A 24982-nucleotide genomic window follows, 5' to 3' on the forward strand; every position below is an offset into this window, starting at 1 on the left:
TCTATGCTCACCACTGACATCCGACCTGCTGAGAGGTGCATCGCCATGGGACTCTTCGACCGACTGTTCGGGCGTGAGGAGGAGCAGCCGCGGAACCGCAGCATCCCGGCACCCCCACCCGGCCAGGGATACAACGCGGCACAGGGATACGGCGACGCACCGTCGGCGCGGCGCAGTGAGGACGAGATCGCCGTGGAGCGGTACCGGTACCTGCTGCGCACCGCGCCCCCGGAGACCATCGAGCAGGTGCACGAGGAGGCCTTCGGCAAGCTGACACCGGAGCAGCGCCGCATGGTCTTCCAGCAGCTGAGCGCGAACGCGCCGGCCGGCGAGCAGCCCCGCGGCGACGACCCCCGTTCCCTCGCCCAGGCGGCGACCCGGTCGGAGCTCCGTCGCCCCGGCACGCTCGAGAACTCATTCGGGAGCATGGGCGGTCGCGGAGGTCCCGGCTTCGGGAGCATGCTCGGCGCATCACTGCTGGGCACGGTCGCCGGCTACGTGGTCGCGTCCGCGCTGGTGGGCGCCATGTTCGGCGGTTACGGGGATGAGGGGTCCGCCGACGCCGGCGCGGACTCCGGCGCCGAGGGTGGCGACCCAGGGGCCGGTACTGACGCAGGGTCGGCCGACGTCGCCGGTGGCGACGGCGGAAGCGACTGGGGCGGCTTCGGCGGCGGGGACTTCGGCGGAGGCGACTTCGGCGGGTTCTAGCCGGCGTCTCGCCCCTTCGGCGGACTCAGGGACCGAGCCCGGCTACGCCGACTTCTCGCGCGGGACGGCCTTGTGGGGCACGATGGTCGGCGCGGCGTTCTCGAGCACCGCCTCGCGAGTGACGATGACCCGGGCCACCTCGTCGCTGGAGGGCACCTCGAACATGATCGGACCGAGCACCTCTTCGAGGATCGCGCGGAGGCCGCGCGCTCCGGTCTGCCGCAGCACCGCCAGGTCGGCGATCGCCTCCAGCGCGCCGCGCTCGAACTCGAGCTCGACGCCGTCGATCTCGAACATGCGCTGGTACTGCCGCACGAGTGCGTTCCGCGGCACGGTCAGGATCTCCATGAGCGCCGACTGGTCGAGCGGCGTCACGGTCGTGACGACGGGCAGACGGCCGATGAACTCCGGGATGAGCCCGAACTTGTGCAGATCTTCCGGCAGCACCTCGCTGAAGAGGTTCAGGTCGTCGCCCTTGCTGTGCAGCGGTGCGCCGAAACCGATCCCGCGCTTGCCCGCGCGCTGGGAGATGATGTCCTCCAGCCCGGCGAAGGCCCCCGCCACGATGAACAGCACGTTCGTCGTGTCGATCTGGATGAACTCCTGGTGCGGGTGCTTCCTGCCGCCCTGCGGCGGAACGGAGGCGACGGTGCCTTCCAGGATCTTCAGCAACGCCTGCTGCACGCCCTCACCCGAGACGTCGCGGGTGATCGAGGGGTTCTCCGCCTTGCGGGCGATCTTGTCGACCTCGTCGATGTAGATGATGCCGGTCTCGGCCCGCTTGACGTCGTAGTCGGCGGCCTGGATGAGCTTGAGGAGGATGTTCTCGACATCCTCACCGACGTAGCCCGCCTCGGTCAGGGCGGTGGCGTCGGCGACGGCGAAGGGCACGTTCAGCCGCTTCGCGAGGGTCTGTGCGAGGTAGGTCTTGCCGCAGCCGGTGGGGCCGATGAGGAGGATGTTGCTCTTGGCGATCTCGATGTCGTCGATGACAGCGTCCGCCGCGGTGAGCGTCGATCTCGCCCGCACCCGCTTGTAGTGGTTGTAGACCGCCACCGAGAGCGCGCGCTTCGCCTGCTCCTGCCCGATGACGTACTCCTCGAGGAAGGAATAGATCTCCTTGGGCTTCGGCAGGTCGAACTCGCTCGAGGTCTCCTCGTTCGACTCTGCGAGCCGCTCCTCGATGATCTCGTTGCAGAGCTCCACGCACTCGTCGCAGATGTAGACCCCCGGGCCCGCAATCAGCTGCTGAACCTGCTTCTGGCTCTTTCCGCAGAATGAACACTTGAGCAGGTCGGCGCTCTCCCCAATTCGAGCCATCCCCGGTGCCTCCCTCTCATCGAGTGCCGCGTGTATCGAGCCTAACCTCTTCCCGGCCGAGTCCAAGGTCATGGCGGTAATACGCGCGCGGCGTGCCGTCATATCGCCGAAGTAAAGTGGCAAACGGTTCAGGGCACCCGTGACGAATGCCCTGTGACCGAGAAGTGGAGCCGACATGACAGCACGGTGGGCACGCACTGCCCGCGGGTGGGGCGTCGCGCTCCTCGCGGGGGTGCTGAGCGCCGCGCTCCATGCGTCGGCGGGCGGCGGCTTCCCGGCGCCGGCGGTCGTGCTGCTGGCCGTGCTGCTCTCGGGCCTTGTGAGCACAGCACTCGTCGGACGCACCCCGTCCGTTCCAAGGCTCGCCGCAACGGTGTCCGCCGGGCAGCTGACCTTCCACACCGTGTTCACCGTGTTCGGGGACACCGCGAGCGTCGTGCTGACCGCTGATGGGCACGCCGGGCACGCCGGCCACGCCGGGCACGCGATCGTCGCACAGGGCGTCGCGCACTCCGATTCGGGGCACACCGGGTACGGCATGCTGCTCGCCCACGCTCTCGCGGGCATCCTCAGCGCCTGCCTGCTCTCCCACAGTGAACGCGCGCTGCAGGCACTGACCCGACTGGCCGTGTCGACCCTGCGCCTGCTTCCCCGCGAACCGGTCCTCCTTCCGCTTCCCGGGCCCCGCCGCGTCAGCATCCGCTTCTCCGTCGAAGAGCTGCGTTCCACCGCCGTCCTCGGAACCCTCCGCTACCGCGGACCCCCGGCGCTCCTTCGCGCCGCCTGACCGCCTCCGGCGGGGCGGCGCACGAGCGCACGCACATCCCGCCGCCACCGCGGCCGAATCTTCGAAGGACTGTCATGAGAACACCCACCACGCTCTTCGCCTCACTCGGCGCCGGCCTGCTGCTCGCCGTCGCCACGCCGCTCGCTGCGGCGGCCCACGTCACCATCACGCCGGACAGCGCCGAGCCGGGCGGCTACACCACCCTCACCGTCCGCGTACCGAACGAATCCGAGACGGAATCAACCGTGCGGCTCGACCTGAGGCTGCCGTCCGACACTCCGATCGGCAGCGTCCGGTACGTGCCGATGCCGGGCTGGACCACGGAGACCGAGCGGGAGCAGTTCGACCCGGCGGTGGAAGCCGGCGGAACCGAGATCGCGGAGGCGGTCACGTCGATCTCGTGGACCGCGGAGCCCGGTTTCGAGATCGGGGACGGCGAGTTCCAGGAGTTCACCGTCTCGCTCGGACCGGTTCCGGACATCGACTCGCTCGTGCTCAAGGCAGATCAGCACTACAGCGACGGGTCGGTCGTCAGCTGGAGCGAGACGGGTGAGGACGCCGAGCACCCGGCCCCGGTGCTGTACGTGAACGCCGAGGCGCCAGCGGGCCACCATGGGGACGCGACGGACGGAACCGACGCCGACACCGCGGGCACCGAGACGCCTGCGGCAGCGAGCGACACCGCGCCCGCCTCCTCCCCCGACGTGCTGGCGCGCGTGCTCGGGATCGCGGGTCTCGTGGCCGGTGCGATCGGCATCGCGTTCGGCATCACCGCGCGTCGCCGGCCGGCGTCGGACTGATCGTGCGTCGTTCTCCTGCCGGAGTGCGTACCGCTCTGAGTGGGGTCGCGATCGGGCTCGCGCTCACCCTCGCGGCGCCGGCCCCGGCTTTCGCTCACAATTACCTCGTCGACTCCACCCCCGACGAGGCGTCCACTCTCACGGAGGTTCCGGAGGAGTTCACGGTGACGACGAACGAGCCGCTCCTCGACGTGAGTGGCGAGGCGGCCGGGTTCGCGCTGCAGGTCCGCGACGCGAACGGCGGATATTACGGGGACGGGTGCCTCACCGTCGAGGGAGCGACGCTCTCCACCCCCGCCCAGCTCGGCGAAGCGGGCGAGTACACCATCGGCTGGCAAGTCGTCTCGGGCGACGGGCACACGGTCAGTGGCGAGTTCGCGTTCGCCTGGGAACCGGCGCCGGACTTCGTTCCCGCACCTGCTGCGGACGCGCCGCCCAGCTGCGGCGAGGCCGGGGCGACGGGCGGGGCGGCCGCTCCGACCGAGCCCACCGATCCGCCGAGCGATGCCGGCGCGGTGAGCGGCACGGACCTGCTCTGGGTGCTCGGGACGGTGGTGGCCGTCGCCGTCGTGCTGTTCGGCACGCTGCTGCTGTTCACGCGACGGCGATCAGCACCCAAGCGCTGACCGGCCCGCAGAACGAGGAGGGGCACCGCGCGGTCCGCGCGGTGCCCCTCCTCGTTCTGCGGGGCACCGCGCGGTCCGCGCGGTGCCCCTCACCGGTTGCCGACGCGCTACTTGACGAGCGCCGGGAGGTTCTTCCGGCTCGTCAGCACCTGGTCGATGAGGCCGTAGGCCAGCGCCTCATCCGCGCTCAGGATCTTGTCGCGCTCGATGTCCTCGTTCACCTGCTCCTGCGTGCGGTTCGAGTGCCCCGCCAGGGTCTCCTCGAGCCAGGTGCGCATGCGCAGCACCTCGCGGGCCTGGATCTCGATGTCCGACGCCTGGCCGCGCCCAGCATCACCGGTCGCGGGCTGGTGGATCAGGATCCGCGCGTTCGGCAGCGCCAGGCGTTTGCCGGGCGTGCCGCCCGCGAGCAGAACCGCCGCGGCGGACGCCGCCTGCCCGAGGCAGACGGTCTGGATCTGCGGACGGATGTACTGCATCGTGTCGTAGATCGCAGTCATCGCGGTGAACGAGCCACCGGGCGAGTTGATGTACATCACGATGTCGCGGTCGGGGTCCTGGCTCTCCAGCACCAGCAGCTGCGCCATGACGTCATCCGCGGATGCGTCGTCGACCTGAACGCCGAGGAAGATGATGCGGTCCTCGAAGAGCTTCGCGTAGGGGTCCTGGCGCTTGTAGCCGTAGGCGGTGCGCTCCTCGAAGGAGGGCAGGATGTACCGGCTGCTGGGCATGTCGCCGGCGGTGCCGGACGGCATGTTCGACGCGGTGCCACCGAAAGTTGGGATGTTCATGAATCGATTCCTTGTCGTCGTTCCGATGGCTACTTGTCGTTCGTTCCGCCGCCGCCGGCGACGTCGGTCGCCGATTCGCGGATGTGGTCCACGAAGCCGTACTCCAGCGCCTCCTGCGCGTTGAACCAGCGGTCGCGGTCGCCGTCCTTGTTGATCTGCTCGACGCTCTTCCCGGTCTGCGCCGCGGTGATCTCGGCGAGCCGCTTCTTCATGTCGAGGATCAACTGCGCCTGCGTCTGGATGTCGGAGCTGGTGCCGCCGAATCCGCCGTGCGGCTGGTGCAGCAGCACCCGGGCGTTCGGGGTGATGTAGCGCTTGCCCTTCGTGCCGGCGGTGAGCAGCAGCTGCCCCATGGAGGCTGCCATGCCGATACCGACGGTGACGATGTCGTTCGGCACGAACTGCATGGTGTCGTAGATCGCCATGCCTGCGGTGATCGAGCCGCCGGGCGAGTTGATGTAGAGGTAGATGTCCTTGTTCGAATCCTCTGCCGCGAGGAGCAGGAGCTTCGCCGAGATCTCGTTGGCGTTGTCGTCGCGAACCTCGGAACCGAGCCAGATGATCCGGTCCTTCAGAAGTCGGTCGAACACACTGGCTACCAGTGCCGGTTCTGCCATTGCCTAGCTCCTCTTCGCTTGTGGTGCTTTCGAATCTATCCGAGCCGCCGAGAACGAACCGCGCTGTTCGCCCTCGGCAGAGAGGCGGTGCGGCGCGGGACCGCGACCGGTCGCGGTGTTCCGCGATTCTGCACGCAGCCCTGCCGGGTGGCCCCGGCATTGGGTACTCTGACGCCAGAGTCCGGAGACGGAGGTTCGGAGATGGGCACACTGTTCTACGGCGCTCAGCCGATCGCCATCCGGATCGAGGATGTGCTGCTGCGGCACCTGGAGCTCGTCATCACCAGCAAGCTCCGCAGAGGTGAGGGGCTGACGCTCAGCTGGCACGACGACGCCACGCCGGGCGACGGGCGGAGCACCGTGTGGATCAACCCGAGCACGGATCTGCACTACCGCTTCAGCGGCTCGCTTGAGGCCCACCTGGACCGGGAGCTGCTCGAGGAGCTCTCCGTCGCCGCCGCCAGCAACGGCGGGATCCGCATCATGTCGGGGGCGCTCGCTCCCACCCCGGCTCACTCGCACAAGGCTGAGAGATCACCGGCCTCCGTAGACGACGGCGACGGGCAGCCGCGCACAATATCGGCATGAGGCGAGTGACGTACGTCGACGAATCGGTCATCGTCGGCGAGGAGTTCGGGATGCTGATCCTGGAGTACGCCGCCTCCCTGGCCCGGAACAACACCTCTGAGCCGCTGCACTTCCGGGCGCTCAACGACGAGGGCGAGGTCGAGACCGCGTTCCTCCTCGGCCCTGCGTCCCAGATCGTCGTCGTCAAGACCAACAGCCTGCTTCCCGAGCCCGAGAACTCCGAAGCGGAGGACTACATGCGGTCACGGATCCGGCAGCTCACCTTCCCGACGCCGCACCCGGTCGGGGACGACGAATCGGTCCCGCCGGGCGAAGACTAACGGTCCGGCTGAGTCCCGGCGCCGCGTGCGGCCGCCGCGTCCCAGCCCTGCTGCGGCGTCTCGAAGGTGCCGCGGAACACGTACTGCGACGGAAGCTTCCGCTGGTGGCTCGACCAGTCGATCGCGGGACGTCGCTGGTCGTGCGGCAGGTAGCCGAGCCGGTAGACCGCCATCAGCTCCAGCTCGTCGGGCACCTTGAGCAGCCGCACGATCTTCTCCCACTGCCCCGGCACCTCCATCGGGAACGACACGAATTGGATTCCCATCCCGACCTCGACGGTGGTGAGCCAGACATTCTCCATCGCGGCGCCCATGCTGAACAGGGAGTAGAACGACGACAGCTCCCCCGGCCGGTATTCACCGCGGTCGAGGGCCACGGCCAACAGCATCGGCGACCCGGCGACCAGCTTCCGGTTCTCCTCACCGAGGGTCTGCGGAACACGCAGCGCGTTCATCAGGGTCTGCCCGCTCTTGGTGAACACCCGCTTCGTGAACGGCCGCAGTGCCGGCGGGAGCTTGTCGAAGAGCATGCCGCTGCGGAGGCGCTCCATCTCCTCCTCGCTGAAGCGGAAGTAGTTCTTGTAGCGCTCGAAGAAGGTGCCGTTCGACATCGCCTTCGTCATGCTCGCTCCGCTGATGCCGGCGATCTCCTCGATCGTCTCGCGCTCCTCGACGATCGTGAAGCGCCACGGCTGGCTGTTGAGCTGCGACGGCGCCCGGCCCGCGACCTCCATCAGCAGCCGCTGATGCTCCTCAGACACCGGGTCGGGCAGGAACGGGCCGTTCGTCGTCTTGCGGCGACGCACCACATCCAGGAACTCCATCTACCGCCTCCAGGCCGTGATCAGACTCGCCAGAAAGAACGGCGCCGCTGAGAGCGCCACCGCCGGATGCCGTCGGCCGCGGGTGCCCGCATACGGGATCACGGCGAGCGGCACCGCGGCCGGGAGCAGGACCCATCCGGCCTTGCTCCGGCTCCACACCAGCGAGCTTCCCGCGGCGGCCGCGAGCGCGCTGGTGGCGATGTACATGCCGTGGTGCACCCAGCGCACCCGTGACGTGTCGATCAGGCGAGTGGCGACACTCACGCCGAGCAGGCAGTTCGCCGCGTAGCTCACCGTCGCCGCGGTGAAGAGCACGGCCGGGTTCGCGGAGCGTCGCACCCGTTCAGGCTAGGCGAACGGCGCCTGATCAGCGCCTGTGCCGGACTAGTGGGTGTGGCCCTCGTGGTCGTGGTCGTCGTAGGCCGCGCCCGTGGGGTCCTCCTCGGGGAGCTCGACCGGGTTCTCGACCGGCGCCGCAGCCGCAGCGGTGAACTCGCTGAGGTCCACCGGGTTGCCATTGCTGTCGACGACCTTGACCTTGCCGAGCGCGACCGCGAGCGCCTTGGAGCGCGCGACCTCGCCGATCATGCCGGGGATCTGCCCATTCTGGTCGAGCACCTTGATGAACTCGCCCGGCTCCATGCCGTACTGCGAGGCGCCCTGCACGAGGTACTGGGTGAGCTCGTCCTGGCCGACCTTGACCTGCTCCTTCTCGACGATCGCGTCCAGCAGCAGCTGCCGGCGGAACGCCTGCTCGCTGGACTCGGTCACCTCGGCACGGTGCGTGTCGTCCTCGAGCCGGTTCTCGTTCTCGAGGTGGCGGTGCACCTCGGCCTCGACGAGCTTGGCCGGGACCGGGATGTCGACCTTCTCGAGCAGCGTGTCGACGAGCTTGTCGCGCGCCTCGGATCCCTGACCGAAGGTCTTGGACTTGGCGAGCTGCTCGCGAAGGTCGGCCTTCAGCTCGTCGATGGTGTCGAACTGGCTGGCGATCTGCGCGAAGTCGTCGTCCGCCTCGGGCAGCTCGCGCTCCTTGACGGCGGTGACGGTCACCGCGATCTGCGCCGTCTCGCCCTCGTGGTCGCCGCCGAGCAGCTTCGACTCGAAGGTGGTCGACTCGCCGGCCGTGAGCGACTCGATGGCCTCGTCGATCCCCTCGATGAGCTGGCCGGAGCCGAGCTCGTAGCTGATGCTGGAGGCGGTGTCGACCTCTTCGCCGTTGATGGTCGCGACCAGGTCGAGCTGGGTGAAGTCACCGGTCTTCGCGGGGCGGTCGACGGTGACGAGCGTGCCGAAGCGGGTGCGGAGGTTGTTCAGCTCCTCCTCGATGTCGGCGTCGGAGACCTCGGCGGCATCAACCTGCACCTCCACGCCCTCGTAGTCGGGCACCTGGAACTCCGGACGCACGTCGACCTCGACGGCGACGATGAGGTCGCCGGAGAAGTCCTTCGCGTTCGGCCACTCGGTGATGTCGGCCTCCGGACGGCCGAGCGGGCGCACCTTCTCCTCTTCCACGGCCTGCCGGAACAGGCGGTCGAGGCTCTCACTCACCGCGTGCGTGAGCACCTCGGCGCGGCCGACGCGCTGGTCGATGATGGGCGGCGGCACCTTGCCCTTGCGGAAGCCGGGGATGTTGACCTGTTCGGCGATGTGCTTGTACGCGTGATCGATGCTGGGCTTCAGCTCCTCGGGGGTCACCGCGATGGTGAGCTTGACGCGCGTCGGGTTCAGCTTCTCAACCGTGGTCTTCACGTTGATGTATCTCCTGTATCGATGTTCCGGAATGCCGTCGGGGCGACAGGATTCGAACCTGCGGCCTCCCGCTCCCAAAGCGGGCGCTCTAGCCAAGCTGAGCTACGCCCCGGTCATGTTTCGTCCAGATCGACGGCGAACCGGGGGGTCCTGCCGAAAATTGGCCTCGGCAAGTCTAGCCGACTCCTCGAAGGCGACTCTGTGCAGGTCCGACGGCCGTCGATACGTCGATGATCGCGCTCTCGTCCGATGATCGCGCACTTGCGCACGCAATCGAGAGAATCGCGATCACGCGCACTTGGCGCCGGCTCGGCACGGCGCCGGGCACTCAGTGCTCGACGACCTCCGCGAGCACTTCCGCGAGCTCCGCCGGCCGGGTGAGCTGCGGCCAGTGGCCGGTCGGCAGATCGACGAACTCCTTCTCCTTCACGGCCTTCAACTCCGCGGTGAACGGGTGGTCGGCGGCCATGAACTCCCGCAGCATCTCCGACGGGAACTCGCAGCAGATGACCGTGATGGGCACCTCGTAACGTCGCGGGTCGCTCAGGCGCTGCTCATCGTAGGCAACGCCCTTGGGCTCCGGGATGGCGATGGCACGGAACCGTTCGCGCAGCTCGTCGGTGAGGTCCCGCAGGTCCTCCTCCTCGAACACCTCCCAGTCGGGCAGCGGAATCTCGTCACCGACGAGCGGCAGCTCGTCGTTGATCACACCGCCGTCGCCGAGCGGTCCAGCATCGACGTAGACGACGCGCCGTACCTTGTCCGGACGCGCGTCGAGCGCACCGTGTGCGATCGCCCCTCCCCCGCTGTGCCCGACCAGCACCGCTCGCTCCGGCAGGTCGTCGAGCACCGCGACGACCGCGTCGATGTGGTCGCGCAGGCCGATGCCGGCCCGGTCGGCTTCCTTCGTCTCCTTGCCCGGAAGGGTCAGCGCGCGGACGCGATGGCCGCGCGCCTCGAGCACCGGGACGACCGGATCCCACGACGACGCGTCAAGCCAGAATCCGGGAATGAGAACGATGTCCATGCGATCGACGCTACCCGCACCCGCCGACAGCGTGAGAGTCGCTCAGAGCGGTTCCGCTGCTCCCGGGCGCCTGCGAAACTCCGGTACAGTAACGGGGAGCGCACGCTCGGGGATGTAGCTCAATGGTAGAGCCTCAGTCTTCCAAACTGATGGTGCGGGTTCGATTCCCGTCATCCCCTCTCCTTCGCATCGTTCCTTCCCGAACCGCTCACCCGGGGAGCTCGAAATGAGCACAGGCACCCGCACTCTGGTCCGGAACATCCCCCTTCCGGAGGCGAACCTGCTCGCCATCGCGCTCGGCGCCATGCTCCAGCGGCTCCTCCCACTGCGGGTGCCAGGAGTGCCGGCCGCGCGCCGCGTCGCCGGAGCGGCACTCATCTGCATCGGAACCGGCGTGGCCGCCGCCGCCGTTGCATCGGCCAAGGACGTCGAGCTCGCCGACGCCGACCGGCTGGTGGTCACCGGCGTCTACGCGCGCAGCCGGAATCCGATGTATGTCGGATGGGCGCTCCTGCACGCCGGCTTCGGCGTCGCCGCTGGTTCGGGCTGGGTGCTGGTGACGCTGCTTGCGGCGAGCGGGCGCGTGCATCGCGAGGTGCTCGCCGAGGAACGAGTGCTGAGCAGCCGGTTCCCGGTTGAGTATTCGAGCTACGCCGCGACCGCGCCGAGGTACGTTCCCCGGTTGGGCCGGTTATCCCTGGGTCGGGTTCTTCCTGGGCGGACGGAAGAGCCGGGCCCCGAGCCGCCCGCGACCGGCACGAGGGTGCCCTGAGCGATCCGGCCTCCTGATCAGGCGCTGGGGCCCGATGCCGAACGCGCGGCACGCCTGCCGGAGCCTCGGCGGGTGGTGGGTGTCTCGTCCTTCGGCGGCTGCTCCGCCGGCCGCAGCCGGATATGGCGCAGCAGCCCATCGATCTGCACCTCCGCTACATCGTTGCGGGAGCGGACGAAGTCCGAGAACGACGAGAAGCCGAGCAGCTTCTCGTTGAACGAGGGGTTGATCCGCCGCATCTGCGACTTCACGGCGGAGGCGTTCACCCACTCGTCGTCGCCCTTCGTCTGTCCGAGCTCGAGCGCGCGGACGAGCAGCCGGGTGGCAGCCAGATCGCTCAGCTCCGACCGCGCGCCTGCGGCGGTCTCTTCCGTGAGGTCGGCGGACACATCCGCTGCCGCTGCGGTCTCCGGCTCGTCTTCGGCGCTCTTCGGGATGGCGTCGTACAGCTCGAACTCGTCGCAGGCGGCGATCAGCGCGGGGCTGGTTCCACCGGCCACCCCGATTCCGACCACGAACCGGCCCAGTCGTTTGCAGCGCTGGGCCAGCGCGATGTAGTCAGAGTCTCCGGCGACGATCACGACGTGGGTGAGGTCCGGGAGCCGGAAGAGGTCCTCCAGCACATCGACGGAGAGCCGGATGTCGGCACCGTTCTTCAACGCCTTCGTGGTGGGGAACAACTGGGTGAGATCCACGGCGCGGTCCACCAGCTGCGTCCGGTAGCTCGCGTTCGCCGGCACGGACCAGTCCGCGTACGCGCGGGTGACCGCCACTGTGCCGAACGACGACGCATAGTCGAGCACGGCACCGACATCCACGATGGCCTCGCGCAGCTTCGCCGCGACCGCACCCGCGTCGGTCGGCCGTTCGAGGCGTGCGTTGTCGCTCCGCCAGGCGTTCCGGCCATGAACCTGGTCATATCTCGAGATGACGATGTTGTCGAAGTCGATGTAGACGGCGACCCGTGGGTCGGAGGAAATTGCCATTGGGCCAGTCTCCCGCACCCGAGCGATCACGCACGCGCGGTCCGCTACTTCGCGATCTCCCAGATGTGCCCGGCGGGGTCGCGGAAGCTCGCCGTCCGGATGCCCCACGGACGGTCCATCGGGCCGTTCAGCAGTTCGACACCCCGGCCGACCAGCTCGGCACAGAGGGCGTCGACGTCCTCCACCTCGACGGTGAGCTGCACGCGGGATCCGTGCGCGGCGCTGGCGACCGGCGCCGGCGCGATCAGCTGGCCGGCAGCCTCCGTGCGCAACAAGTTCACGATCGAGTTGCCGAAATCGAAGACGGCGGAGTCGTCATCCTCGAAGGCGACCGTCAGGCCGAATACCTCGCCGTAGAACCGTTTGGCGGCTTCCAGGTCCTCGACGAACAGGGTGATCGCGCTGATGCCGCTCGGCCAGGACTCCACACCGCACCTCTTTCCCGCGTCGTCGCGCGTCAGGCCTTTTCCTATCCCGACAGCGTCGAGTTCTGCAAGAGAACTCAGCGCCCCTCAATGGTGAGCACAGGGTGCTGTCGCAGAGAAACGTTTAGGGATTCAAACGCCGGCGTGGCGAACGTTTAGGCAATTGAACGCAGGAGGCCTGGTCCCCCATTCGGGGGTCACATACGGTCGATCCCGAGCGGCCCGCCCTGAGGCCGAAGACCTAGCGTGAAAGCCGACGAAATGACCCGAACCACCCGGCGGATGGGGATTGGCTCCTCCATCCTCGCCTTGACCACCGCGTCCGTCCTCGCGCTCGGCGGGGTCGCCCATGCCGACTACATCCAAGACACCATCGCCGACAACGGAATCGGCCTCTCCCTCGTGGCAGGCTCGACGACCGCCGGGACTGCTGCGATCAAGGTGCTGAATCAGAACACCAAGGACGACGGCGACTCGGTGAATCAGTGCAACCTCGCGGGCAAAGTCGACGCCCTGATCCTCGACATCAAGCCCCCGGCGGGCGTCACCGCAGATCCCGCACGACTCACCATCACCGCGTGCGACACCCAGTACCCGGTGAAGTTCACGGCGTCCGCGACCGCTGAGAGCGGGAACGTGACGGCACTCGTCGTCCAGAAGCCGGCGGGCGAGTTCCTCAACGAGGTGAGCATCCCGATCACCATCGTCAAGCCCAACACGAAGCCGACCGTATCGATCACCGGCGTCACCGCAGGCACCGAGTACAAGAGCAATGCGGTGCCGACCCCCGGCTGTACGTTCACCGACACCGAGGACGGCACCGGTCCGGCGACCATGCAGGTCAGCAACCCGCCGGCGAACGGGCTCGGCTCGCACACGGTCACCTGCGACTACACCGACAAGGGTGGCCTCGCGGCGGACAGGAAGACGGTGACCTACACCGTCGTCGCGGCCAACACCAAGCCGAGCGTCGGGGTGACCGGCGTCACGGCCGGCAGCAAGTACGAGATCGGCGAGGTCCCCCCGGCGATCTGCGAGATCACCGACGCGGAGGACAGCAACGACACGGCGCCGGCGGTGCTGAGCGGCAGCCTCGTGCACGGTCTCGGCCAGCAGACCGCGACGTGTGACTACACGGACCAGGGAGGCCTGAAGGCAGACACCGCCTCCGTGACCTACACGATCGTCGACACCGGCAAGCCGACCATCGAGGGCAAGACCGACCCGGGCGCACCCACCGGCTTGAACGGCTGGTACAACTCCAGCGTCGACGTGAAGTTCACCTGCGCCGACACCGGATCCGGCATCGACAGCTGCACCGGCGACACGACCCTCGGCAACGGCGCGAACCAGTCCGTGACCGGCACGGCGAAGGACTTCGCGGGCAACACCTCGACCGACACCGTGAGCGGGATCAACGTCGACAGCCTCAAGCCGACCATCGACGGCGCGACCGACCCGGGCGCACCCACCGGCGCGAACGGCTGGTACAACTCCAGCGTCGACGTGAAGTTCACCTGCGCCGACACCGGATCCGGCATCGACAGCTGCACCGGCGACACGACCCTCGGCGACGGCGCGAACCAATCGGTCACCGGCACCGCGACCGACCTGGCCGGCAACACCGCGACCGACACCGTCAGCGGCATCAACGTCGACAGCGTCAAGCCGACCATCGTGGGCAAGCTGGACCCGGCAGCGGCCGACGGCGCGAACGGCTGGTACACCAGCGACGTGAAGGTCTCATTCGCCTGCGCCGACACCGGATCCGGCATCGCCACCTGCACCGGTGACGAGACCCTCGGCGAGGGTGCGGGTCAGTCGGTGAGCGGTACCGCTACGGATGTGGCGGGCAACACCACGACCGGCACCGTGAGCAACATCCACATCGACAAGACGGCACCGGGCGGCATCGTGGTCTCGGGGGTGTCGAGCTACATGTTCGGCAGCGGCTCCGGCGTCGCGTCCTGCACGGCGACCGACGCGGGCTCCGGCATTGCGAGCTGCGTGGTGACCGGCTTCGGCGCCACCACCGTCGGCAGCCACACGGCGGTCGCGACGGCGACGGATGTCGCGGGGCTCACGAGCACCAAGACGGTCAGCTACACCGTGACGCCCTGGAAGGCCACCGGGTTCTACTCCCCCGTCGACATGGGCGGCGTGGTCAACACCGTCAAGGGCGGCAGCACCGTTCCGCTGAAGTTCGAGGTGTTCGGCGCCACGGAGTTCACCAGCACCGCCGTGGTGAAGAGCTTCACCCAGAAGCAGTTCACCTGCTCGTCGGGCGCTGTGGTGGACGAGATCGAGGTCGTCTCGACCGGCAAGACGGAGCTGCGGTACGACGCGGTTGCCGGCCAGTTCATCCAGAACTGGCAGACCCCGAAGTCGGCAGGCGTGTGCTACCTCGTCAACATGACGCTTCAGGACGGCACCTCGCTGGTCGCGAGCTTCAAACTGAAGTGACCGACGGCTGACGCAGAGAAAGGCCTCGGACCCTTCGGTCCGGGGCCTTTCCCGCTCCCGAACACTCTCAGCCACCGGAAGGGATTCACGTGAACGACACCGACGCAGTCCCGACCTCACGCGTCGCTCCGGCATGCCCGCGCTGGTGCGCCGCGCCGCACGGCGCATTCGCCGGAGAGGAGGACTGGATCCACGAGAGCGAACCGCTCGTCCTGACGGAGGGCGTGTCTGCACGCCTCCGCATGTCGGTCGACCCGGCGAGCCGGGTAGAAGACGGTCCCTACCTCTTCATCGGATCCAGCGAGTACACCCTCCACGCGGCCGGCGCCCTGGCGACGTCGCTCGCGGCGCTCGCCGCCGAAGGGATGCGGTCACTCACCGCGAAGCAGCCGGAAGGCGCTCTCACGATCTTTGACCTGCAGCTTCCGCAGCACAGCGGACACGTGGACCCGCACCGTGGTGGACGACACGAACAGCCGTGACGCGACCTCCTCGGTCGACCGGCCGGAACTGAGCATCTCCATCACCTCCCACTCTCGGGAGCTGAGCTTCGAGGCGGCGGACGATTTCCGGGTGAACCTGCGCCGGCCGGGTCCCCGGAACTCGTCCAGCACCCGCATCATCAGGCTCGCGGGCATGGCAGCCTCTCCGGCAAGCACGGCGCGCAGCGCCGACGGAAGGGTGTCCGGATCGGTGTCCTTCAGGAGATAGCCGGAAGCGCCCGCCCGAAGCGAATCGAACAGGTCGTCGTCGTCGCGTGACTGCGTGAGCATGACGATCGCCGTGGACGGCAGCTCGCGGCTGATGCGCTGTGCAGCCGAGATGCCGCTGCCCGGCATGTGGATGTCGAGCAGGGCCACATCGGGGCGGTGCGCGATCGCAAGCCGCACCGCCTCCTCGGCACTCGCCCCTTCGCCGCAGACGTCGCAGCCGCCCGCCTCGAGTGCTGAACGCACGCGCTCCCGGATCGGCGTGTGGTCGTCAGCGAGCACGACCCGGATGCGGTCGTCGTTCACCATGTGACCGTCACCTTGCTTCCTCTCCCGGGGGTGGCGTCGATCTCGAACGAGCCCGGCAGACCGCGTGCGCGGTCGTCCATGCTGGTCAGACCGTACCCCGATTCCCCGCTCCTCGCCGAGCTGACATCGAACCCGCAGCCGTCATCTTCGACGACGAGACGCCGGGCATCCTCCACACGGCCAAGTCGCACCAGGACGCGGCTCGCGCCGCCATGCCGGATCGCGTTCGACACCGCTTCGCGCGTGATCCGCATCAGCGCGTGCTTCTGCTCAGTGCCCGCGTCGACGGAGTGGTCGACATCGACCTCCAACATCACACCGTGCCGCTCCGCGAGCTCCCCGGCTGTCCGGTGCAGCACCAGACCGAGGGGGTCGTCCCCGGACCTCCCGAGCGCTTCCACAGCTGCCCGCGCCTCGTCCAGCGCGCGATCCGATGCGGCGACGATGCGATCCGGAGCGGCACCGCGCCCGAGCCCGCGAGCCTCGGCGCGGATGAACGCCAGTTCCTGCATCACGCCGTCGTGCAGCTCGCGCGCCAGCCGGCGGCGGTCCTCCAGCACGGCGACCTTCGACTGCTCGGCCCAGTACCGTCCGATCTCGCGGACCGCACCCACCATGAGGACCAGATAGAACCCGGTGCGCAACAGGTCACCGGTGTACAGCCAGTCGCTGTAGACGGAGGGGAACATCACATAGTTGAGCCGCGCGAAGGCGGCGAGAGCGCACGCCGGCCCCAGCCATCGCAGCAGCTCATCGTGGCGTCGGGTCGCCTTGATCGTGAACGACACGGAGGCGACCACGAAGCACACCGCGCCGAGCGCCTGCCCGGCGAGCAGCAGCGGGTGTCCCGTGAGGATCGCGTGCTCGGCGGAACCGGGCACATAACCGGGGTCCAGAGCCACCGGCAAGCCGGACCGCATGAACCAGAGGATTGCGACGATCAGAGCAGCCCCGACCGCCGGTGCGGCGAGCGTGAGCCAGATGGTCGTGTATCGCCGCGCCACCCGTCCGGAGACGATCGCCGCGCCCAGGATCAGCACCGCACCCGCGAGGCGGATCGCAAGCGGCGCCCACACCTCCACCGTGCCCGCCGAGCCGCCACCCAGGACCGCGACCGTGTACGTCGAACCGAGCCCCGCGACCGCGAGCAACACGAGCCCCTGAGCCAGGAGCAGGTCTTGCAGCAGCCGACGACGAAGAAAGTGGCCGTGCACCAGGTACGCCACCAGCAGCGCCACGCACGCGTCGACAGAGTCGAGGACCAGATGGAGCGATGGGTCACGGCGGCCGAAGAGGACATACGGGCTCCAGAGCAGGAGCGCCGTGACCACCGCGCCGATCGCCCACGCGGCGATCGTGAGCCTCCACGCACGTCGCGCACCCGCATGGGCAGGTGCTCGCGCCCCGGCCGGCGGAGCGCTTCTCCGGCTCCGCGTCGGGCTGGCGCGTCGCGCCGCACGGTCCAGTCGTGTTCCCAAGTTCGCCATTGCATTCGGGTCTGCAGCGGCTGAGTCGCCGCCCGGTGTGGCCACTTTAACTTCTGGCGGCATACGTTCGCATCGAATCGGAAGGTTCCCAGGTCCGAGGGCCATTTCGTGCCGGTGGTGAGGTGAGGCTCAGCTTGCTTGCGGATCATGCTCAGCGGCGTAGCGTTGAACGCAAGCCAGCCGAGCAGGGAGAGACGAAATGACGAGCATCGAGTCGGTTCCACAGAGCGCGATCGACCCCGACGTCACCGCGGGTGTCGCGCAGTTCCTGGGCCAGGTCGTCACCGACTTGACCGCGCTCTCGGTCGACGGCAAGCAGGCTCATTGGCATGTCCGCGGGAGCAACTTCCAGGCCGTCCACGAGCTGCTGGACGTCGTGGTGGACCACGCCCGCGAGTACGCCGACACCGCCGCGGAACGGGTTGTGGCCCTCGGCCTGCCCATCGACGCCCGCATCCAGACGGTGGCGCAGAAGGCCGGCACGCCGCAGATGACACCGGGATTCCGGCAGTCCGGCGACGTCATCGCAGAGGTGATCGCAGCCATCGACGCCACCCTCCGTTCGGTGCGCAGCGCGGTCGACGGTCTCGAGCCGCTCGACCCGGTGAGTCAGGACGTGGCCATCGAGATCGCGCGCGGGCTGGAGAAGGACCGCTGGTTCCTCTTCGCGCACGTCAGCGCCAAGTGACCCGGCGCACACCCCTCAGAGCGAGGTGTGCGTGAAGCGTCCCTGCACGACGGTCGCCGCAACCGGCATGGAACGCAGCCGCTCCGGCTCCGCCTGAAGCGGATCCCGGTCGACGACGACCAGGTCTGCCGGTGCACCGGCGGCGATGCCGGAATCCGTCGAGGCGGTGAGCGCCTCCCCCGGAGTGATCGCCTGCTCCGGATGCCACGGCTCGCGCCCGTCCCTCGCGCGTCCTACGGCCGCTGCGATGGTGATCCACGGGTCGAGCGGGGCGACGGGCGCATCGGATCCGAGTCGCAGTCTGGCGCCCGCGTCGAGCAGGGTGCGCAGGGCGAAGGACCGCGCGGTGCGGTCCGCCCAGTAGCGCTCGGCCACGTCCCGGTCATCCATGGCGTGCTCCGGCTGCACGCTCGCCTCGACGCCGAGCGTCGCGAACCGGGCGAAGTCCCGCTCGTGCAGCAGCTGCGCGTGCTCGATGCGTCCCCCGACGCCCACACGCTCGAACGCGTCCAGAGCGAACCGGTTCGCCTCATCCCCGATCGCGTGCACAGCCGGAACGAGCCCGCCGCCGGCTGCCCGCCGGAGCCACTCCGCCAGGTCGTCGGGCGGCACCGTGAGCAGCCCGTACGGGTGGTCGTGCACCCCCGGGTACGGGTCTGCACAGAACGCGGTGCGCGTGTTGAGGGAGCCGTCGGTGATGATCTTGAACGGGCCGACCTCGAGGAGCGGGGCGAGCCGCTGCCCGGTGCGCATCCCCTCGCCGAGCGCGCGATCAAGGTGCTGCGGGTAGATCCCGAAACGCACGCGGAGCGCGTCGAATCCCGCGGACATCCGTCGCAGCCAGACGTCGCGGTTCCACGTCATCTCGAGGTCCGTGATCCCGACGACCCCGCGGCGGGCGGCCGCCTCCGCCGCCTCGCGGACCCAGTCGTCGTGGAGGTGCTCGCCGGCACGGTCCAGATCTCGCACGACGGCGAAGCAGTCATCCTCGCGCAGGAGTCCAGTCGAACCCGGATGCCCGAACCGCTCGAGCGCGGCGCTGCTCAGCCAGCAGGCATGGATGTCCGCGCTCACCAGCACCACCAGCAACCCAGGTGCGGCCTCGTCAAGGAGCTCCCGGGTAGGCGTGTCCGGCCAGAGCCCGTCGCGGAACCCCCGTCCCACCAGGACATCCGTGTCCGCACGCTCGGCCCGTTGCGTCGCGGCCGCGCGCACCAGCGCCGCCGCTTCGGCGGCTGAGGTCGCCGAGCTGAGGTCGACCCGCTGCCGGGTGAGCGCCCACTGGGTCAGGTGCACGTGCGAGTCCCAGAGGCCGGGGAGCAGCCACCGGCCGTCGAGATCGACGGTCTCCCCGTCGACGGTCGTCGTCCCAGCAGGTGCGACCGACGCGATCCGTTCGCCATCGAGCGTGACGTCGGCGAACGCGCCGCCGAGCCTCGCGTTACGGAGCCGCATCGGCGTCCAGCCGGCGCATCTCCCCGGCGAGCGCCTGACTCGCGTACGGTCCGTCACCCTCCAGTCCCGCGAGGATCCGCTCCCGGACGTGGGGCGCTTTGTTCTGGCTGAGCTTCAGCCGGGCGTCGAACCGGGTGACGCGAAGCCGGATGCCGACCGTTCCCTTCGCCACCCGGGCGGAGTACTCGGGATCCAGATTCAGGCTTCTCGGCTCGGGCATCCGGGACTCGAACTCGTCCACCAGCCGGGAGAGCACGGCGAGGTTCTCCTGCTCGCCGAGCACCTCCGGCACCCCGTAGAGATGGGCGGTGACGTGATTCCAGGTGGGGATGATGTCGCCCTCGTCGTACCAGCCGGGCGAGATGTAGCCGTGGGGTCCCTGAACGATCAGGAGCAGCTCGTGCCGCCCGAGCTCGTGGGCGACCTCATCCGGCCGCCCGACGTGGCTGACGATGGTGATCCCTTCCTCGCCCGGCTCGAGCAGGACCGGGTAATGGGACGCGACGAGCCCGTCCGATGTCGACGACACGAAGGTGCCCCACGGGTTCTCCCTGATCAGTCGCTTGACCTCGGCGACGTCCTCCAGCAGGAAGTGCGGTGTCCGGCGCACCTCAGGCCTGGTCCTTCGGGCACCAGTAGAGCTTTCGTCCGCCGATCTCCTCCATGACGATGCCCGTGCCGCAGATCCGGCACGGCAGCCCGGTGCGCTTGTACACCCAGTGCCGGTCCGCCTGGCTGGAGAGCGCGCGCCGGAACGCCTCCTCGTCGAGGCCCTCCATCGTGAGCATCTGACCGTGCTCGACCGCCGTGGCGAGCAGGTGGGTCCAGTCCCTCCACAGCGCGACGGCCTGCTCCTCGGTCAGCTGCTTGCCGGGGGTGTGCGGCTCGATGCGGTTGCGGAAGAGCAGCTCGGCGCGGAACACGTTCCCGATTCCGCTCACCACCGACTGGTCCATCAGGAGCAGCGCGATCGGGGTCGACTTCGAACGGACGGTCTGGACGAACCGCCGCTCACCCTCACCGGGGTCGTCGACGAGCGGATCGGGACCGAGCTTCGCGAGCACCGCTTCCACCTGCGGCGGATCGATCACCTCACATGCGGTCGGTCCGCGGAGGTCCGCGACCGACGCGTCCGTGAGCAGCCGCACCCGCACAGCGCCGATGGGTGCGGGCGGGAACTCCGTGATCTCAGGCGCGAGGGTCTCCTGCTCGGACATCCGAAGTCGGGTCCGCCTCGGCGCACCGATGCTTCCCAGGGAATCCTCGAACTCCCCGACGACCGTGCCGCGCTGGTTGGCCTGTCCGATGCGAGCGCTCGAAGCGTCCGCGGTGATGTCGCCCGCGAAATCCCACGCCCCGTACATGCCGAGATGGACCCGCAGGAAGCGTGCGCTGTCGAACTCGAGGAACATCTGCTTGCCGACCGCGCGGGCCGCGATCATCGTCCGGCCGTCGAGCTGCGCTGCGCCTTCCGCGAAGCGGCCCTGCGGCGACGATGCCTGCACCTGCTTCCCGACGAAGTGCAGCGCGAACTGTCGCGCGATCCGGTGGACGGAGTGACCCTCGGGCACCGCTCAGCCGATCTCGCGACCGGCGATTGCGCCCGTCGTCTCGTACTCGGCGAGCTGCGCGATGCGTCGCGCATGGCGCTCCTCGCCGGAGAACGGCGTGGCGAGGAATGTGTCGATGAAGAGCACCGCCTCGTCGATCGAGTGCTGTCGGGCTCCGATGGAGATGACATTGGCGTCATTGTGCTCGCGGGCGAGCCGGGCGGTGTCGCGGTTCCAGACCAGCGCAGCGCGGACGCCGGCCACCTTGTTCGCCGCGATCTGCTCACCGTTGCCGGAGCCTCCGAAGACGACACCGAGCGCATCGACGCCGGCCTTCTGGTCGGCCACCACAGCGAGCGCGGCGTTGATGCAGAACGACGGGTAGTCGTCGAGCGGATCGAACGTCGCCGGCCCGTGATCGAGGACTTCGTGCCCCTCGCGCGTCAGATGCTCCTGCAGCTCCGCGCTGAACTCGAGGCCTGCGTGGTCGGTCGCAATGTGCACGCGCATGGGAATCAGTCTAGATTCGCCACCGCCCGGCAAACTTCCCCGTGTTTTCCCGCCGGAACAGGAGCAGACTTGCCGTAAGAAGTATCGAATACGGAGGGAATGATGGTTCAGCTTCCCGACGGTGTGCCCGTGCTCAGTCCCGGACGGCACCGCAACCCACGCAAAGGCGCCTGCTTCATGGAGTTCGCCTCATATCTCGCCGGCGAGCGCTGGTCCGACAGCCCGCAGTGCACCCACCCGCTCCTCGCTCACCTTGCCCGGCTGGTCAACGACGTCACGACCTCCGGGGAGCGATCGCGGCTCGTCCCCATGATCCCGTCGGTGATCGGCCTCAACGGCTCGCACCCGCTGGTGGGCATGAGCATCGCCGTGGCAGCGTGCGCCGCAGCGATGCCGGTGGCGAGTGAGGCGCGGCAGCGCGCGATGGCCGCGGGGCTGCTGGGATGCGAGGAGCTGCTCGACGCGCAGGGGCTGCGGGCGCCACGCATCCGCGAAGACATCCGGGCCACCCTCGACTTCGCCCCGCTGGCGGAGCGCTGGGCGAGTCGGTTCCGGCAGCAGTTCACGTCGGATCACCGGCTGACGGCGGCCGGTCGCAGCAACGCCAAGCTCATCGAGCTGGCGGTGCTCGGCATCGCGGAGTCGGGTGCACCGGACCGGGGTGAGCGCCTCGTCGGGCTGCTGGAGCGCTGCATCGAGGATTCCAGGCAGCTGCTTCACCCGGAGCCGCCGAAGCGGGCCACACGCGGCGAGCGGGTCGAGCAGATGCGCATGGAGCCCCTTCGGGTGTCCGCATCCTGATCGCCTCCTCAGAACGCACTGCGGCACGTCGATAGGGTTGGACCGGCTCTCCACCAACGGACGGGCCGGCCCATCCGTTCCGACAGCTGGAGTGTGCACGTGCCCGGAGAGAACCTCACCCGGTCCGAAGCGATTGAGCGCAAGTCGATCGTCGATGTGTCGAGCTACGACGTCTCGCTCGATCTCACCACGTCCGAGGAGACGTTCCGGTCGACCACCGTCGTGACCTTCCGCGCGCAGACCGGATCGTCGACGTTCATCGACGCGCTCACTCGCACCGTGCACTCCGTGACGCTCAACGGCCGGGAACTGGATCCCGCTGCCGTCAGCGACAACGTCCGCATCCGGCTCGACGACCTCGCCGAGCAGAACGTGCTCGAGGTCGTCGCGGATGCCGAGTACACCAACACCGGGGAGGGGCTGCACCGCTTCGTCGACCCGGTCGACTCGGAGGTCTACCTCTACACCCAGTTCGAGGTGCCCGACAGCCGCCGGGTGTTCGCCGTGTTCGAGCAGCCCGACCTGAAGGCCACCTTCACCTTCACGGTGACCGCCCCGGCGGCGTGGAAGGTGGTGAGCAACTCCCCCACCCCTGAGCCGGAAATGCTGCCGGCCGACAAGGCGGTGTGGCGCTTCGACCCGACGCCGATCCTGTCGAGCTATGTCACCGCACTCGTCGCGGGTCCGTACCAGTCGGTGCACAGCGAGCTCACCAGCTCCAGCGGCCGGGTCATCCCGCTCGGCATCTACGCCCGCAAGTCGCTGTTCGAGTACCTCGACGCGGACTACATCTTCGAGAAGACCCGCCAGGGCTTCGCGTTCTACGAGTCCATCTTCGATTACCCCTACCCGTTCGAGAAGTACGACCAGCTCTTCGTCCCGGAGTTCAACGCCGGTGCGATGGAGAACGCCGGGGCCATCACGTTCACCGAGACGTATGTCTTCCGCAGCAAGGTCACCGACGCGATCAAGGAGCGGCGGGTCGTCACCATCCTGCATGAGCTGGCGCACATGTGGTTCGGCGACCTGGTGACGATGAAGTGGTGGAACGACCTCTGGCTGAACGAATCGTTCGCCGAGTACATCTCGACCCTCGCCACGGCGGAGGCCACCGAGTGGCATGAGGCGTGGACGACGTTCCAGGCCATGGAGAAGAGCTGGGCGTACCGGCAGGACCAGCTGCCATCGACCCACCCGGTCGTCGCCACGATCAATGACCTCGAGGACGTGCAGGTCAACTTCGACGGCATCACGTACGCCAAGGGCGGCTCCGTGCTGAAGCAGCTTTCGGCCTGGGTGGGGCGGGACGCGTTCCTTTCCGGGGTGGGCGCGTACTTCCGCAAGCACGAGTACGGCAACACCGAGCTCACCGACCTGCTGGCGGAGCTGGAGACGACCAGCGGTCGAGACCTCGCCTCGTGGTCGAAGCTGTGGCTGGAGACGGCCGGCGTGAACACGCTGCGTCCGGAGATCGAGACGTCTGACGGCGGAACGATCTCCTCGTTCGCGGTGCTGCAATCGGCGCACCCCGACTACCCCACCATCCGCCCCCACCGCATGGCGATCGGCTTCTATGAACTCGAGAGCGGCAAGCTGGTCCGCACCGATCGTGTGGAGCTCGACGTCGACGGCGAGCGCACCGAGGTACCGGAGCTGGTGGGCAAGACCAAGCCCGCCCTGGTGCTGCTGAACGACGACGATCTCGCCTACGCCAAGATCCGCCTGGACGACGATTCCCTGCTGATCGCGATCGAACACCTCGCGGACATCGAGAACCCGCTCGCGCGGTCGCTCGTCTGGGGCTCGGCGTGGGACGCCACCCGCGATGCCGAGACGCGGCCCACCGACTACGTGCGCCTGGTCCTCAACAACATCGCCAGCGAGACGGAGTCGACCACGCTCCGGACCACCCTGACGCAGCTCGGGACGGTGGCCCGCTTCTACGTTGAGCCGGCCCGTCGCGGCGAGGTGCTCCGCGAGGTCGGCGACGCGCTGTGGCGGCTGGCACAGGAGGCGGAGGCCGGCTCCGACGCGCAGTTCCAGTTCGTGAAGTTCTTCGCGAACCTGTCGTCGACTCCGGAGCACGCCGAAACACTGGCGGGGTTGAAGAGCGGCACACTCGAACTGCCGGGGCTGCCCATCGACACCGACCTGCGCTGGGAGCTGCTGGAGGGCCTTGTGTCCCTCGGTGCTGCCGGTGAAGCCGAGATCGACGCGGCACTCGCCGCGGACAACACCTCGAACGGCCAGCAGGCGGCGGCGCGAGCCCGCGCGTCGTTCGCGACTGCGGAGGCGAAGCGGGCCGCGTTCGACTCGCTCGTCGCGAAGGACGACCTGCCGAACGCGATCGTGCGGAATGTCACCCTGGGCTTCCAGCGGGTCAACGACCCGGCACCCCTCGCGGACCTCGTCGACCCGTATTTCGCGATGCTCACCGGCATCTGGAATTTGCGCAGCTACAAGATCGCCGAGTACATCGTCACCGGCCTGTACCCGGCACCGTTGGCCTCGGAGGAGCTCGCCGAGGCCACCCGCGAATGGCTCGCGGCGAACGCGGACATCCCCGCCCTCCGCCGCCTCGTGGTGGAGAACCTCGCCGGCGTCGAGCGGGCGCTGGCGGCTCAACGGCGCGACGCCGAGGGCTGACACCCCTCGCGCTTCGTAGA

General features: G+C 68.6%; 27 protein-coding genes and 2 tRNA genes. 13 read left to right on the top strand and 16 right to left on the bottom strand.

Going from position 1 to position 24982, the window contains the following annotated elements; translation table 11 throughout:
• Positions 1-45: 45 nt before the first annotated feature.
• A complete protein-coding gene (locus ACFFGH_RS11040; protein WP_386668175.1) occupies positions 46-708 on the top strand; it encodes a hypothetical protein in 663 nt (220 codons plus the stop codon).
• Between the two features lie 42 nt (positions 709-750).
• Here the strand turns inward: ACFFGH_RS11040 and clpX are convergent, their stop codons facing one another.
• On the bottom strand, positions 751-2028 hold the full coding sequence (gene clpX / locus ACFFGH_RS11045; protein ID WP_386668177.1) for an ATP-dependent Clp protease ATP-binding subunit ClpX: 1278 nt from the start codon (positions 2026-2028) through the stop codon (positions 751-753).
• Between the two features lie 175 nt (positions 2029-2203).
• Here clpX and ACFFGH_RS11050 point away from each other — a divergent pair, with 175 nt between their 5' ends.
• From ACFFGH_RS11050 to ACFFGH_RS11060, 3 genes are all read left to right on the top strand, one after another.
• Complete coding sequence (locus ACFFGH_RS11050; protein ID WP_386668179.1) at positions 2204-2815, top strand: hypothetical protein; 612 nt, start codon at positions 2204-2206, stop codon at positions 2813-2815.
• A 74-nt stretch (positions 2816-2889) separates the two neighbouring features.
• Complete coding sequence (locus ACFFGH_RS11055) at positions 2890-3615, top strand: YcnI family copper-binding membrane protein (RefSeq protein WP_386668181.1); 726 nt, start codon at positions 2890-2892, stop codon at positions 3613-3615.
• A gap of 23 nt (positions 3616-3638) precedes the next feature.
• On the top strand, positions 3639-4241 hold the full coding sequence (locus ACFFGH_RS11060; protein ID WP_386668183.1) for a copper resistance CopC family protein: 603 nt from the start codon (positions 3639-3641) through the stop codon (positions 4239-4241).
• A 107-nt stretch (positions 4242-4348) separates the two neighbouring features.
• Here ACFFGH_RS11060 and ACFFGH_RS11065 read toward each other — a convergent pair whose 3' ends face one another.
• Both ACFFGH_RS11065 and ACFFGH_RS11070 read right to left on the bottom strand, forming a co-directional pair.
• On the bottom strand, positions 4349-4972 hold the full coding sequence (locus ACFFGH_RS11065) for an ATP-dependent Clp protease proteolytic subunit (RefSeq protein ID WP_446686152.1): 624 nt from the start codon (positions 4970-4972) through the stop codon (positions 4349-4351).
• Positions 4973-5061: 89 nt separating this feature from the next.
• Positions 5062-5649 carry an ATP-dependent Clp protease proteolytic subunit gene (locus ACFFGH_RS11070; RefSeq protein WP_386668185.1) on the bottom strand — a complete coding sequence of 196 codons (588 nt, stop codon included), beginning with the start codon at positions 5647-5649 and terminating at the stop codon, positions 5062-5064.
• 201 nt (positions 5650-5850) lie between these two features.
• On the opposite strand from ACFFGH_RS11070, the gene ACFFGH_RS11075 reads away from it, so the two are divergent.
• Entirely contained in the window at positions 5851-6237 is a 387-nt protein-coding gene (locus tag ACFFGH_RS11075; protein WP_386668187.1) for a DUF7882 family protein, read from the top strand.
• Positions 6234-6557, top strand: a complete 324-nt coding sequence (locus tag ACFFGH_RS11080; RefSeq protein ID WP_386668189.1) for a hypothetical protein — start codon at positions 6234-6236, stop codon at positions 6555-6557. The genes ACFFGH_RS11075 and ACFFGH_RS11080 overlap by 4 nt, the downstream gene beginning before the upstream one ends.
• Here ACFFGH_RS11080 and ACFFGH_RS11085 read toward each other — a convergent pair.
• The 5 genes from ACFFGH_RS11085 to ACFFGH_RS11105 all read right to left on the bottom strand — a co-directional run bounded on the left by ACFFGH_RS11085 (position 6554) and on the right by ACFFGH_RS11105 (position 10160).
• Positions 6554-7381, bottom strand: coding sequence for a nitroreductase family protein (locus ACFFGH_RS11085; RefSeq protein ID WP_386668191.1), 828 nt, complete (start codon positions 7379-7381; stop codon positions 6554-6556). The genes ACFFGH_RS11080 and ACFFGH_RS11085 overlap by 4 nt on opposite strands.
• Positions 7382-7720, bottom strand: a complete 339-nt coding sequence (locus tag ACFFGH_RS11090) for a hypothetical protein (RefSeq protein ID WP_386668193.1) — start codon at positions 7718-7720, stop codon at positions 7382-7384.
• A gap of 45 nt (positions 7721-7765) precedes the next feature.
• Positions 7766-9133, bottom strand: coding sequence for a trigger factor (gene tig / locus ACFFGH_RS11095; RefSeq protein ID WP_386668195.1), 1368 nt, complete (start codon positions 9131-9133; stop codon positions 7766-7768).
• 37 nt (positions 9134-9170) lie between these two features.
• Positions 9171-9245, bottom strand: a tRNA-Pro gene (locus ACFFGH_RS11100).
• A 216-nt stretch (positions 9246-9461) separates the two neighbouring features.
• A complete protein-coding gene (locus ACFFGH_RS11105; protein WP_386668197.1) occupies positions 9462-10160 on the bottom strand; it encodes an alpha/beta fold hydrolase in 699 nt (232 codons plus the stop codon).
• A gap of 108 nt (positions 10161-10268) precedes the next feature.
• Between ACFFGH_RS11105 and ACFFGH_RS11110 the strand changes: the two genes are divergently transcribed.
• Positions 10269-10339, top strand: a tRNA-Gly gene (locus ACFFGH_RS11110).
• Positions 10340-10386: 47 nt separating this feature from the next.
• On the top strand, positions 10387-10932 hold the full coding sequence (locus ACFFGH_RS11115; protein ID WP_386668199.1) for a methyltransferase family protein: 546 nt from the start codon (positions 10387-10389) through the stop codon (positions 10930-10932).
• Positions 10933-10949: 17 nt separating this feature from the next.
• On the opposite strand, the gene ACFFGH_RS11120 is transcribed toward ACFFGH_RS11115, so the two are convergent.
• On the bottom strand, positions 10950-11918 hold the full coding sequence (locus tag ACFFGH_RS11120; protein ID WP_386668201.1) for an NYN domain-containing protein: 969 nt from the start codon (positions 11916-11918) through the stop codon (positions 10950-10952).
• Positions 11919-11962: 44 nt separating this feature from the next.
• On the bottom strand, positions 11963-12346 hold the full coding sequence (locus ACFFGH_RS11125) for a VOC family protein (RefSeq protein WP_386668203.1): 384 nt from the start codon (positions 12344-12346) through the stop codon (positions 11963-11965).
• A 258-nt stretch (positions 12347-12604) separates the two neighbouring features.
• Here ACFFGH_RS11125 and ACFFGH_RS11130 point away from each other — a divergent pair, with 258 nt between their 5' ends.
• Together ACFFGH_RS11130 and ACFFGH_RS11135 are read left to right on the top strand one after the other, a co-directional pair.
• Positions 12605-14806 carry a PxKF domain-containing protein gene (locus tag ACFFGH_RS11130; RefSeq protein WP_386668205.1) on the top strand — a complete coding sequence of 734 codons (2202 nt, stop codon included), beginning with the start codon at positions 12605-12607 and terminating at the stop codon, positions 14804-14806.
• Positions 14807-14895: 89 nt separating this feature from the next.
• Positions 14896-15288 (top strand): DUF6907 domain-containing protein, encoded by a 393-nt coding sequence (locus tag ACFFGH_RS11135; protein ID WP_386668207.1) that lies wholly within the window; start codon positions 14896-14898, stop codon positions 15286-15288.
• On the opposite strand, the gene ACFFGH_RS11140 is transcribed toward ACFFGH_RS11135, so the two are convergent.
• The gene (locus ACFFGH_RS11140; protein WP_386668209.1) at positions 15178-15825 is read right to left on the bottom strand and encodes a response regulator; all 648 of its coding nucleotides are present in this window, start codon (positions 15823-15825) and stop codon (positions 15178-15180) included. The two genes, ACFFGH_RS11135 and ACFFGH_RS11140, sit on opposite strands and share 111 nt — an antisense overlap.
• On the bottom strand, positions 15819-17156 hold the full coding sequence (locus tag ACFFGH_RS11145; protein WP_386668211.1) for a sensor histidine kinase: 1338 nt from the start codon (positions 17154-17156) through the stop codon (positions 15819-15821). The genes ACFFGH_RS11140 and ACFFGH_RS11145 overlap by 7 nt, the downstream gene beginning before the upstream one ends.
• A gap of 355 nt (positions 17157-17511) precedes the next feature.
• Between ACFFGH_RS11145 and ACFFGH_RS11150 the strand changes: the two genes are divergently transcribed.
• Positions 17512-18000, top strand: a complete 489-nt coding sequence (locus ACFFGH_RS11150; RefSeq protein ID WP_386668213.1) for a Dps family protein — start codon at positions 17512-17514, stop codon at positions 17998-18000.
• Positions 18001-18015: 15 nt separating this feature from the next.
• On the opposite strand, the gene ACFFGH_RS11155 is transcribed toward ACFFGH_RS11150, so the two are convergent.
• The 4 genes from ACFFGH_RS11155 to ACFFGH_RS11170 are packed head-to-tail and all read right to left on the bottom strand — an operon-like array spanning position 18016 to position 21515.
• Positions 18016-19455, bottom strand: coding sequence for an amidohydrolase (locus tag ACFFGH_RS11155; protein WP_386668215.1), 1440 nt, complete (start codon positions 19453-19455; stop codon positions 18016-18018).
• Complete coding sequence (locus tag ACFFGH_RS11160; protein WP_386668217.1) at positions 19442-20065, bottom strand: FMN-binding negative transcriptional regulator; 624 nt, start codon at positions 20063-20065, stop codon at positions 19442-19444. Before ACFFGH_RS11160 ends, ACFFGH_RS11155 begins: the two co-directional genes overlap by 14 nt.
• 1 nt (position 20066) lies before the next feature.
• Positions 20067-21026 (bottom strand): Fpg/Nei family DNA glycosylase, encoded by a 960-nt coding sequence (locus ACFFGH_RS11165; RefSeq protein WP_386668219.1) that lies wholly within the window; start codon positions 21024-21026, stop codon positions 20067-20069.
• 3 nt (positions 21027-21029) lie between these two features.
• Positions 21030-21515: a ribose-5-phosphate isomerase gene (locus ACFFGH_RS11170; RefSeq protein WP_386668221.1), complete on the bottom strand. Its 486-nt coding sequence runs from the start codon at positions 21513-21515 to the stop codon at positions 21030-21032.
• A 102-nt stretch (positions 21516-21617) separates the two neighbouring features.
• On the opposite strand from ACFFGH_RS11170, the gene ACFFGH_RS11175 reads away from it, so the two are divergent.
• Both ACFFGH_RS11175 and pepN read left to right on the top strand, forming a co-directional pair.
• The gene (locus ACFFGH_RS11175) at positions 21618-22316 is read left to right on the top strand and encodes a hypothetical protein (protein ID WP_386668223.1); all 699 of its coding nucleotides are present in this window, start codon (positions 21618-21620) and stop codon (positions 22314-22316) included.
• Positions 22317-22415: 99 nt separating this feature from the next.
• Complete coding sequence (gene pepN / locus ACFFGH_RS11180; RefSeq protein ID WP_386668224.1) at positions 22416-24962, top strand: aminopeptidase N; 2547 nt, start codon at positions 22416-22418, stop codon at positions 24960-24962.
• Positions 24963-24982 lie beyond the last annotated feature (20 nt).

Source organism: Lysobacter korlensis, assembly GCF_042434515.1.

Excerpts from the sequence above, each read along its gene's own strand:
- ACFFGH_RS11040 (WP_386668175.1), top strand. The coding sequence starts at position 46 with ATGGGACTCTTCGACCGACTGTTCGGGCGTGAGGAGGAGCAGCCGCGG.
- clpX (WP_386668177.1), bottom strand. The coding sequence starts at position 2,028 with ATGGCTCGAATTGGGGAGAGCGCCGACCTGCTCAAGTGTTCATTCTGC.
- ACFFGH_RS11050 (WP_386668179.1), top strand. The coding sequence starts at position 2,204 with ATGACAGCACGGTGGGCACGCACTGCCCGCGGGTGGGGCGTCGCGCTC.
- ACFFGH_RS11055 (WP_386668181.1), top strand. The coding sequence starts at position 2,890 with ATGAGAACACCCACCACGCTCTTCGCCTCACTCGGCGCCGGCCTGCTG.
- ACFFGH_RS11065 (WP_446686152.1), bottom strand. The coding sequence starts at position 4,972 with ATGCCCAGCAGCCGGTACATCCTGCCCTCCTTCGAGGAGCGCACCGCC.
- ACFFGH_RS11070 (WP_386668185.1), bottom strand. The coding sequence starts at position 5,649 with ATGGCAGAACCGGCACTGGTAGCCAGTGTGTTCGACCGACTTCTGAAG.
- ACFFGH_RS11075 (WP_386668187.1), top strand. The coding sequence starts at position 5,851 with ATGGGCACACTGTTCTACGGCGCTCAGCCGATCGCCATCCGGATCGAG.
- ACFFGH_RS11080 (WP_386668189.1), top strand. The coding sequence starts at position 6,234 with ATGAGGCGAGTGACGTACGTCGACGAATCGGTCATCGTCGGCGAGGAG.
- ACFFGH_RS11085 (WP_386668191.1), bottom strand. The coding sequence starts at position 7,381 with ATGGAGTTCCTGGATGTGGTGCGTCGCCGCAAGACGACGAACGGCCCG.
- ACFFGH_RS11105 (WP_386668197.1), bottom strand. The coding sequence starts at position 10,160 with ATGGACATCGTTCTCATTCCCGGATTCTGGCTTGACGCGTCGTCGTGG.
- ACFFGH_RS11115 (WP_386668199.1), top strand. The coding sequence starts at position 10,387 with ATGAGCACAGGCACCCGCACTCTGGTCCGGAACATCCCCCTTCCGGAG.
- ACFFGH_RS11120 (WP_386668201.1), bottom strand. The coding sequence starts at position 11,918 with ATGGCAATTTCCTCCGACCCACGGGTCGCCGTCTACATCGACTTCGAC.
- ACFFGH_RS11130 (WP_386668205.1), top strand. The coding sequence starts at position 12,605 with ATGACCCGAACCACCCGGCGGATGGGGATTGGCTCCTCCATCCTCGCC.
- ACFFGH_RS11140 (WP_386668209.1), bottom strand. The coding sequence starts at position 15,825 with ATGGTGAACGACGACCGCATCCGGGTCGTGCTCGCTGACGACCACACG.
- ACFFGH_RS11150 (WP_386668213.1), top strand. The coding sequence starts at position 17,512 with ATGACGAGCATCGAGTCGGTTCCACAGAGCGCGATCGACCCCGACGTC.
- ACFFGH_RS11155 (WP_386668215.1), bottom strand. The coding sequence starts at position 19,455 with ATGCGGCTCCGTAACGCGAGGCTCGGCGGCGCGTTCGCCGACGTCACG.
- ACFFGH_RS11170 (WP_386668221.1), bottom strand. The coding sequence starts at position 21,515 with ATGCGCGTGCACATTGCGACCGACCACGCAGGCCTCGAGTTCAGCGCG.
- ACFFGH_RS11175 (WP_386668223.1), top strand. The coding sequence starts at position 21,618 with ATGGTTCAGCTTCCCGACGGTGTGCCCGTGCTCAGTCCCGGACGGCAC.